This is a genomic window from Pseudanabaena sp. UWO310, from assembly GCF_006861605.1.
Taxonomy (GTDB): Bacteria; Cyanobacteriota; Cyanobacteriia; order Pseudanabaenales; family Pseudanabaenaceae; genus Pseudanabaena.
Genome location: NZ_SELU01000106.1, coordinates 1 through 10,136 on the forward strand (window position 1 = coordinate 1; position 10,136 = coordinate 10,136).

Sequence of the window (10,136 nt, forward strand, 5' to 3'; positions counted from 1 at the left end):
ACATTCTTGCAACAATTCATCGAGCAGTTCTTTGCGTATATTCATCTGTTTTGGTGTTAGTAGTTGTGTGTCTAGATTGTCTCTCTGTATATATCCCAGACTTTACACAAAATACTCTACACTCTCGTTAGAGATTTTCAAGATACTCACTCATTTTTTAGGTTGATATTTGGAATCTTTCTCTCAATTCCCCACTTTATTTTTACCCAAAATAGTTCGTCCAGAAAGTAGGCGATCGTTGTGTATATGTTGCTCACAATCATGAAGCCGATCGCTACCTTCGTAGTCCCAGTCAGGATGTAGATTGTTGTAAAGTCCAAACACATAATCAGGATGCGATAGGTAAAAGTTTTTACTAGCGATCGGCGTAGAAGTATTGATTGAGCCATGAAAAGTTCCAAATAAAAGATAGTTATTAACTCACTCTAAGCAGAAAGTTATAAGACCTTCATCCCTACCCTAGCCCCTCTCCCTTTTTGGGAGAGGGAAGAAGAAAAACTCAAAAACGGCTCTTACTCCTGCTCTGGGAGAATGGGATGAGGGCAGATCTTCGCTCTGCATAATGTGGTTTTCCTCCTAATTATTTGTTTGGATTAACTTACTTAGATGGATTATTGGCTTCATAAAATGCCCGGGCCTGAGCTAATAGTTGCTCTTCGGTGAGATGTTGTTCGTTGACCACGATCGCACCCACAACTTTTTTAGAAATATATGGGTGATTTTGTGCGAGTTCATCTACTAGATAATCCATAGCACTGCTGGCTCCAGTTGAGCTGCCAAAGATCAAAATCTGTTCCGCACCTTTTAAATTTGCAGCGATCGCTTCATAGAAAGACTTAAGTTCAGGTTGTCCCTTAGCATTGTCATGCAGATTGTGGAGATGACGGCGCGTACCATCTGAGTCGTAAGGGATGATATCCACTGGCACTGAATCCCGTACTTCTGTTTTATAGATCCTAGCCTCATGGTGATTAATTACAATTAGCAAATGGGTTCCATCCTCAGTTGGATCTGCCAATTCAGGCACACTGGAACGTTCCAGAAAATGCCGAATTTGCATCAATTCTTTAGTATCGGATAGATCTTTATGCTTGGGAGGATGGAGTACCAGTACTTCGCCATGCCTTGTATATTTGAGATTACCATTATGCTCTTCAGTTACTTCAGCTATTGCCTCTAGCATTGATCGCACGTCATGCCATTGCAAATTATGGGCGATTGGATGCTGAAAGATCCCTCTGTAAGTGGTTTGATGAGCCTTGGACATTGATATTTCCATTGACTTTATCCTTGGGGTTAATTTTTAGTTGAGATTAAACTGTCACAATTTTTGTTTCTACGCCGTTAGCTTGGCTCCAAGGGAAAAACATGCTTTTTTCATGTTCCCACTCCTTCCATCGCAGCATTGTACTCGCCCTGACGTGCTGCCCAGTTACACTTAGCTCGATGCAACAGAGCCTGCTGAGCCTTTGATACATTCGCCTCTTTGCCTTGCCAAATCTCCAAAGCTGGTTGCTGGATAGCGCGGGCAAAGGAAAACGTCAAAGCCCAAGGCGAAGGGCTTTGCCCTACCGTAGGCGATCGCGACTTGAATCTTAGATTCATGGCATTCAAACGAGCCGAGGCTAGTTCAGCAGATTGTCCACCTGACAAGAACGCAATAATCGGAACAGCCGCAGGGACTGCCCGTAATAGACAGTTCACCGTAGCATCAGCCACCTCATCCACCAATTCTTGTTGAGAGCAAGTAAATCCTGGAAGCACCATATTAGGCTTTAGGATCATGCCCTCTAACATTACCCTCTGTGTGTAGAGTTGGTTGAAGACAGTTCGCAGGACTTCCTCTGTTATCTGGCTGCACTGTGACAGACTATGGACTCCATCCATCAGCACCTCTGGCTCGACAATTGGAACCAGTCCAGTTTCTTGGCACAACGCCGCATAGCGAGCCAGTGACTGGGCATTGGCTTCGATACAACCCCGACTGGGAATGCCATCAGCGATGGTAATCACCGCACGCCACTTGGCAAAACGCGCACCCATTTGAAAATATTCCTTGAGGCGATCGCGCAAGCCATCCAGCCCTTCGGTAATCTTTTCTCTAGGATGACCCGCCATATCCTTAGCACCGATGTCAACTTTAATTCCCGTAATTATTCCTGCATCGGAGAGCACCTTAATAAAAGAAGTGCCATCTTTCTTGTGTTGGCGGATCGTTTCATCGTAAAGAATCACGCCACTAATATACTCACTGAGACTGGGCGTGGTGATAATTAACTCTCGATAGGCACGTCGAGATTCTTCGGTCTGGGGAATGCTTAACTTTGCGAATCGTCTGTTACAGGTGGGATTGCTTTCATCCATCGCCAGCAGCCCCTTATTATTAGCAACAAGCATCTTCGCAGTTTCCATCAAATCTTGAATATTCATTTCGGGTTGCTCCAGAAGATTGATCTTTTCTAAGGCTGTTATTTTCTCAAGGCGGCGCTGAAAACGTTCGTCTCGCTGGAAATGAGCAGCCAGAAATGTCTGAACTAATTCCCAAGCTTCGGCATATCCAGTGACTTGTCCGCCCAGACACATCACGTTCATGTTGTCGTCTTCTACTCCTTGATGAGCGGAGAATGAATCTGCAATTAACGCCGCGCGCACGCTTGCTACCTTGTTGGCGGCAACACAAGCTCCTACCCCACTGCCGCAAATGGCTAAACCGCGAAGGATTGTACCCTTTGCTACAGCTTGTGCTAGTGGTACAACAAAATCTGGATAGTCATCACCTTTAACCAACTCAAAAGCACCAAAATCCCTAACCTCGTAGCCAGCATCTTTTAGCGCAGCAGCCAGTTGTGCTTTTAACTCAAACCCACCATGATCCGCCGCGATCCCAATGTGCATTATTTTCCTCCCAAGCTAACGGGATGTTTCTCTATCGATGTTGCACTTAAACTCCACTTCCAGTTGAGGATTTCTGGCAAGTCTTCGCCATGTATGTCGATGTAATGCTTATGCTCGATCAACTTGTCCTGCATCATCTGTTTGAGATAGGCTCCCTTACTACTTAAATGCGGCAGGCGATCGACTACATCTTGTACCAAATGAAAGCGATCTAGGTCGTTCTGTACCCGCATGTCAAAGGCAGTCGTGATTGTGCCTTCTTCCTTATAGCCGCATACATGCAGGTTGCGATTTTTACGTCGATAGGTCAGACGGTGAACTAGGGAGGGGTATCCGTGAAAGCCAAAGATGATGTGCTTATCGACGGTAAACAACGAGTCAAAATCCTCTTCGCTCAAGCCATGGGGATGTTCACTCTCAGATTGCAACTTCATCAGATCGACAACATTGATCACCCGAATTTTCAGTTCAGGCAGATGTTTTCGGAGAATGGAAACTGCGGCGAGGATTTCCAACGTGGGTGTGTCTCCACAACAGGCCATCACCACGTCTGGCTCAGTATCTTGGTCGTTGCTAGCCCATTTCCAAATACCAATGCCTTCCGTACAATGCGCGATCGCTTCGTCCATGTTTAGCCATTGCGGCAACGCATGTTTGCCAGCTACTACCACATTGACATAGTGGCGGCTACGCAAGCAGTGATCGAAGACCGACAGAAGGCAATTGGCATCGGGCGGCAGGTATACGCGCACGATATCGGCTTTCTTGTTGATTACATGGTCGAGAAAACCGGGATCTTGGTGCGTAAAGCCGTTGTGATCTTGCTGCCAGACATGGGAGGCAAGAAGATAGTTCAGCGATGCGATTTTACGTCGCCAAGGCAGTTCCGACGTTACCTTCAGCCACTTAGCATGTTGGCTGAACATGGAGTCAACAATGCGAATGAAAGCTTCGTAGCTGTTGAACAAACCGTGCCGCCCAGTTAACAAATAGCCTTCTAACCAACCTTGGCACTGGTGTTCGCTAAGCATTGAGTCCAAGACTTGTCCAACTGGTGCGAGAAATTCATCATTTTCTTCTTCACGAGCCTCCCACTGACGGTTGGTAACTTCAAATACTGCACCAAGCAGATTTGATAGCGTTTCATCGGGACCAAAGACTCGAAAATTACGCAGATCCTGATTCAACTTGGCAACATCCCGTAGGAACTTACCCAATACAAACGTGTCCTGCCCTTCCAATGCTCCAGGCGAAGGCACTTGTACTCCATGGTCGCGGAAGTCTGGCATTTGCAGATCTCGGAGTAGTATGCCGCCATTGGCATGGGGGTTTGCGCCCATCCGTCGATTGCCCTTCGGCGCTAACTCAGCTAATTCGGGGATTAGTCTGCCATCAGTATCAAAAAGTTCTTCAGCTTTGTAGCTCTTCATCCATTGTTCCAACAGTTGGACATGATCGGGGCGTGCGGAATTTACAAGCAATGGGACTTGATGCGATCGGAAGGTTCCTTCAATTTGCAGTCCATCAACAATCTTCGGTCCAGTCCAACCCTTTGGCGATTTAAGGACGATCATCGGCCAACGCGGTCGAGAGGAGTCATTTTTGTTACGCGCATTGGTTTGGATTTGCTGAATCTCGGCGATCGCTATTTCTAAGATCATTGCCATGAGTTCATGCATCTTTTCTGGATCGTCACCTTCGACAAAGTAAGGTCTCCAACCGCAGCCAAGTAGAAATTGTTCTAACTCCCCATGCTCGATACGGGCTAGGACAGTTGGGTTACTGATCTTATAGCCATTTAAGTGCAGAATGGGCAGCACCGCGCCATCGGTAATTGGGTCGAGAAACTTGTTGGACTGCCACGAAGTAGCCAAGGGACCTGTTTCCGCTTCACCATCGCCAATAACACAGGCGACGATTAGATCAGGATTGTCAAAAGCATCGCCAAAGGCATGACTGAGAGAATAACCTAGTTCTCCTCCTTCATGAATCGAGCCGGGGGTTGTTGGCGCTACATGACTAGAAATTCCGCCTGGAAATGAGAATTGCTTAAAGAGTTTTTTCAGCCCAGCTTCGTCCTGAGTGATGTTTGGATAGACTTCACTCCAAGTACCTTCGAGATAAACGTTACCCACGATCGCTGGACCACCATGCCCAGGACCAGCAACATAGAACATATTTAAGTCATATTTTTTAATGACTCGATTTAAGTGGACATAGATGAAGTTCTGCCCTGGAGTTGTCCCCCAATGCCCGACCACAAGAGGTTTTACATGGGATAGTTTTAATGGCTCCTTGAGGAGCGGATTGTCGTAGAGATAAATTTGCCCAACCGACACATAGTTAGCAGCACGCCAATAGGCATCGATTTTATGGAGTAGTTCTGGAGAAAGTGTATTAGTCTTGGTCTTTAAGGGAAGTGTAGTGGTTGACATCGGTTAAGTTTCCTATGTAATACCAATTCCAATTATGCAGATGAAGATTAGGAATTCACTTCAGTGGGAAGGCTCCTTGGCAATTAAGTCCTCTACCCAGTATCCTTGTCGGTTATAATGAAGATGCAATTTAGTCTCGTAATCCAGAGTTAGTAGAGACTCATCCGTATATTCTGGCGATCGCTTGATGGTCTCGCGAGAATGATTTACAAATATTTTCGACTCATCCCAACTAACACTCTCGATCCATTGCGGTGAAAGTAGGATCTTTTTCCCAGACCACCAGTTGGCTGTATTGATGATGAGATAACGAATCGTCCATGTTTCATCATCAATGATGAAATCCTCAGTGTGACCGATCTCACCATCTGTGGCTTGGATATGATAGCCACTCACCTCATGGGTGCTACGCAAATGGGGATCCCACGATTTCTCTTCTCGATTGAGTTCCTCCGTTAGTTCGGGAGTATGCTGAATGTACGGATAAGCTCCCCACATATATGAACCACTCCAATACGTCGGGTATCCATAATACCCAAGGTAGGATATCTCAAATTGCTTGGAAACTGGTTTGTCGCTGCTCAAAGGAGGACTGTTTTCAATCTGCTCTTTTGTCAAATTGATGGTGATGTCATGTTGTTCCTTAATCACTGCGATCAGTGCATAAAGGGGGATCAACACCTGCTGACCTGTAAGCCAGTTTCCTGTGTCAGCGACTAAATAACGAATTGTCCAATACTGATCATCGAAGTAAAATTCTTTGACTTTTCCGATTTCACCATTGAGGCTATTTAAACTATATCCATTAAGTGTTTTGGCTTTATTTAACATCTTCGATTCCTCATCGCTAGGTATGATAATTTTTTAGAATAGAAATTCAGCCGTTAAACAGGCGAGCAAGATTAAGTCATCTTTTAGAGTTCTAATTTTAAATACGTTTAGATGAATCAAAACATTTTTCTACTTGACACCACTATGTTCTTATAAGGATGTCTGAAATAATGTATATGCTTTCGTATGAATTACATGATTAGTGTTAGCTTTATTAAATCTTTACATAGATAAGACAACGATTCGTGCATTTTAGGTATATAAGTCAGAGGAGAATGATGGCAATCTTGGACTGAATTTGAGTATTGTAATTGTGGATAAATAACCAGATAACTCCTATACGGTTCTTCAATTTCTTAGATGTCGATTCGTGTCAGGAACTGTTACTTTGTTGTATCACCTTGATAAAGTGAAAAGTTTAACAATCGAGATTGGCTCAATAGGTGTTTCGGGGAGTGCTTTAGCTTAAATGGATGAAATGCTTGATAGGTAATGGTTTTAGACTTAGAGATTTTTGATATCTGAGACACCCGTCATTAAAAGCATTGAGCCATTTATCATGTTTGACTTCCCCAAAACACCTATAGAGCCTATTTATCTAAATTAGAAGCAACTGCAAAAGAGTGTGTTAGCACAGAGCATCACTACTGTCTCTTGGGCAAGTAAAGAATTAAATTTATTTTATACAATCTATTCAATTTATACATTAAACGTATAGGATATCAAACAGCCCTATAAGATGCTAGTCAACGTAAACGAATTAAAACGTTACGGAAAACAATATGCCAACTCTTATCGTCGAAAAGACCGATACAGATATCAAGACTGATGTGCTTGCAGAACTCAAATATGAGCCGAGCGTGAAGGTCACTGATATCGGGGTCTTAGTGAAAAATGGAACCGTGACGCTCAATGGCTACGCGACTAGTGCTGCGGAAAGATGGGAGGCTGTTCGTGCAACTAAACGGGTTGTTGGCGTAAAGGCGATCGCCGATGATATTGAAATCAAGCTTCCTGAATCCTTTATCAATACCGATTCAGACATTGCCACTGCCGCGATCCATCACATTGACTGGTTCACGACCATTCCCAGAGGATCTGTAAAAGTAACAGTTCGGAATGGCTGGATCACATTAGATGGTGAGGTGGATTGGCAATATCTTAAGATTGCCGCAGGACATTTTCTGCATCACTTGTCAGGTGTTAAAGGCGTATCTAATGAGATCTCGATCAAATCTAGACTGTCGGTAACAGAAGTCGCTACGGACATTAAAGCTGCATTCAAGCGCAATGCCATGCTCGATGCCAATAAGATCCAAATTGATGTTGCTGGCAGCAAGGTGACTCTCAAGGGTAAGGTTCGCAACTATGCTGAGTTGGAAGAAGCAGAGCGAGCGGTCTGGGCTGCATCGGGTGTACTAACAGTTGATAATCAGCTATCCGTGCAGTGGTTTGGTTACGATACTTAGAAACCATTTAAGAATCTCTTTCTGTTGTCAAAAGCCCTAAGAGATGGGTGCGGTCTTAATCTGATACCTTCTTAAATTAGCGAAATTCTTGCCTAGCATAGCTTTTGTCGAATCCACTCAAGGATTATAATTTGAATTAGCAAAAGTCAAAATACTTACGCAGTAAAGGATTATCAAGTCGAGGTCGCACCCTAAGAGATCTTCCTCAATCCTCATTTACAAGGGGGAAAAAGATTCTGGTTAAGCATCTCTCCAATTTAAATTGTCTCCACTAATTTTTTACAGCGAGGAATCCTATGACGAATACAATCACCTTCAGCAAATCTATCCCTCAAGAGCAATGGGGTAAATTTTTCGACCAGTTTTCAGGCGATTATCTCGGACGACATATTGAGATTGAGATCATTGATTCGGAGATTGGCGATGAATCATTGATTAAAAATGCACCTTTGTTGGCAATAATTTACGATCGCCCAGATAAGGGGGACAACTTGGCAATCGAGGTGGGTAAAGATGAGGTGACCTATGGTCATACAATCGATTCACCAAAGGAAATCTCAACGGGTGAGAACTCAAATAGTGAAATTGTGGCGATTCAGATTAAAGACACTAGTGGTAGAAAAACATTGATCAAACTGGAAGCAACGATCGCAAGTATATCTACATAGAGAGACATAACTTCCTGTCAAGATTTATTAGCTATTTCAATCAATCTATTCAATGTATACACTCCTGATACGTGATCTCAAGCATTGAGATGAGATGCTAGCTCTCGTATACAAATCCTGTATCACTTTAAGAGAAATAAATGACTACACTTCTATCTGTCCAAAAAACTGACATAGACCTCAAGGCAGATGTGCTTGCTGAACTCAAATATGAGCCGAGCATCAAGGTTACAGACATTGGTGTCTTAGTCAAAGATGGAACGGTTACACTCAATGGCTATGCAACTAGCTCTAGCGAGAAATGGCATGCCGTGCAAGCGACTAGACGAGTTGCTGGTGTCAGAGCGATCGCCGATGACATCGTGGTTAATTTGCCGAGTTCTTCGGTGCATACAGATGGAGACATCGCCACAGCCGCCGCACACCACATCGACTGGTTCACATCAATTCCGAGAGGAACTATTAAGGTGACGGTTAGTGATGCTTGGATCACCCTTGAAGGCGAGGTCGAGTGGCAATACCTGAAGAGTTCTGCGGAAAACTTCTTGTATAATCTTTTGGGTGTTAAAGGAGTGTCTAATCTGATTACAGTCAAGTCTAGATTGAAGGCAACAGATATTACCAGCGAAATTAGGGATGCCTTCAAACGTAATGCGCTGTTAGATGCGAACAAGATCCGTGTTGAAACTACTGGAAACAAAGTGACGCTTCATGGCAAGGTTCGGAACTATGCCGAACTAGACGAAGCCGAGCGAGTTGCATGGGGCGCACCAGGAGTACATTCTGTGGACAATCAACTCAAGGTGGAGTGGTTTAGATTTGAATCTTAACGTTAGTGGCAGCGCAAAGCGCTGCCGCTAGGCAGCTTTTGCAGTACCGAATATTAGAATAACCCAGTCGAGAGAGAATCAAGATGAGCATTACTGAATACGACGATACTGATGAGCAAGTTATTAGCTCTAGATGGATGACCACGATCACTATTGTAATCAGGCGAGAATCTGACTATTTCCCGTGAGATATAGCAATCCAAAAGGAGTTATGAGAGTCATAGCCTTACGAATCTCATAACTCCTAAAAAACTATAAATTAGCCCTCAAGAAAAATTTTCAATATAAGGAAACAAACTCATGATCTATCCACATTCCATTATTGGTCATTTTCCTTCCCATATAGAAGCAGAAAGGGTGGTATTGGAGCTACAAAAGCAAGGATTTGATATGCAAAAGCTCTCAATCATTGGCAAAGACTATCAGACCGCAGAACATATACGTGGATTCCTAACATGGAAGGATACAGCCAAAGCTGGTATAGCAGGAGGCGTTTATTGGGGTAGTTTCTTCGGAGGGCTATTTGGTATTTTGGCAGGTGCTGGAGTCGTATTCATCCCTGGAATTGCTCCTATTGTCATCGCTGGTCCTATTACAGGAGTATTGGCAGGTTGGCTAGAAGGAACGATTGTTGGCGGCGCTGGCGCTGCATCTGTTGGCGGACTAGCAGGCGCTTTGGGTGGATTAGGAATTCCTAATCATGAAGTACTCAAGTACGATGCTAAAATCGAAGCAGGTGAGTTCATTATTCTTGTGACAGGTAGTAATGATGATGTCAGACAAGCAAAGCAGATTCTCGACAGCATCAATAGCGATACAAACAGGTTAGTCGCTGCTTAGGAATCGAAGATCTAAGAGATCCCCCCTCAATCCCCCTTGTAAAGGGCAGGGCTATTTCAAGAAAGAGTAAGTAGATACTAAGGATATTAATTAAGTCATATAAACCGAAATCAAGGCATAATTGAAGCAAAATCAGTAAATGAAGTAGAAAATGAGTAAAAGCCTTAT

Annotated in this window: 9 protein-coding genes and 1 pseudogene; 4 read left to right on the plus strand and 6 right to left on the minus strand. The window is 43.9% G+C overall.

The window, feature by feature from the left end; all coding sequences use genetic code 11:
* Positions 1-146: 146 nt before the first annotated feature.
* From PseudUWO310_RS22095 to PseudUWO310_RS22115, 6 genes and pseudogenes are all read right to left on the minus strand, one after another.
* On the minus strand, positions 147-389 hold the full coding sequence (locus tag PseudUWO310_RS22095; protein WP_143190519.1) for a DUF2061 domain-containing protein: 243 nt from the start codon (positions 387-389) through the stop codon (positions 147-149).
* 209 nt (positions 390-598) lie between these two features.
* A complete protein-coding gene (locus PseudUWO310_RS22100; RefSeq protein ID WP_190316128.1) occupies positions 599-1,279 on the minus strand; it encodes a hypothetical protein in 681 nt (226 codons plus the stop codon).
* Between the two features lie 98 nt (positions 1,280-1,377).
* Positions 1,378-2,430, minus strand: a complete 1,053-nt coding sequence (locus PseudUWO310_RS22105) for a class I fructose-bisphosphate aldolase (RefSeq protein WP_223805811.1) — start codon at positions 2,428-2,430, stop codon at positions 1,378-1,380.
* 36 nt (positions 2,431-2,466) lie between these two features.
* Positions 2,467-2,895: pseudogene (locus PseudUWO310_RS24050) on the minus strand (RpiB/LacA/LacB family sugar-phosphate isomerase); the annotation flags it as partial.
* Positions 2,895-5,330 carry a phosphoketolase gene (locus tag PseudUWO310_RS22110; protein ID WP_143190522.1) on the minus strand — a complete coding sequence of 812 codons (2,436 nt, stop codon included), beginning with the start codon at positions 5,328-5,330 and terminating at the stop codon, positions 2,895-2,897. The gene PseudUWO310_RS22110 and the pseudogene PseudUWO310_RS24050, both read right to left, overlap by 1 nt.
* Positions 5,331-5,390: 60 nt before the next feature.
* Positions 5,391-6,161: a PRC-barrel domain-containing protein gene (locus tag PseudUWO310_RS22115; RefSeq protein WP_143190523.1), complete on the minus strand. Its 771-nt coding sequence runs from the start codon at positions 6,159-6,161 to the stop codon at positions 5,391-5,393.
* 782 nt (positions 6,162-6,943) lie between these two features.
* Here PseudUWO310_RS22115 and PseudUWO310_RS22120 point away from each other — a divergent pair.
* The 4 genes from PseudUWO310_RS22120 to PseudUWO310_RS22135 all read left to right on the plus strand — a co-directional run bounded on the left by PseudUWO310_RS22120 (position 6,944) and on the right by PseudUWO310_RS22135 (position 9,968).
* Positions 6,944-7,630 (plus strand): BON domain-containing protein, encoded by a 687-nt coding sequence (locus PseudUWO310_RS22120; RefSeq protein ID WP_143190524.1) that lies wholly within the window; start codon positions 6,944-6,946, stop codon positions 7,628-7,630.
* A gap of 296 nt (positions 7,631-7,926) precedes the next feature.
* Entirely contained in the window at positions 7,927-8,298 is a 372-nt protein-coding gene (locus tag PseudUWO310_RS22125) for a DUF5335 family protein (protein WP_143190525.1), read from the plus strand.
* A 140-nt stretch (positions 8,299-8,438) separates the two neighbouring features.
* On the plus strand, positions 8,439-9,128 hold the full coding sequence (locus PseudUWO310_RS22130) for a BON domain-containing protein (protein WP_143190526.1): 690 nt from the start codon (positions 8,439-8,441) through the stop codon (positions 9,126-9,128).
* A 300-nt stretch (positions 9,129-9,428) separates the two neighbouring features.
* A complete protein-coding gene (locus tag PseudUWO310_RS22135) occupies positions 9,429-9,968 on the plus strand; it encodes a general stress protein (RefSeq protein ID WP_143190527.1) in 540 nt (179 codons plus the stop codon).
* Positions 9,969-10,136: the final 168 nt, after the last annotated feature.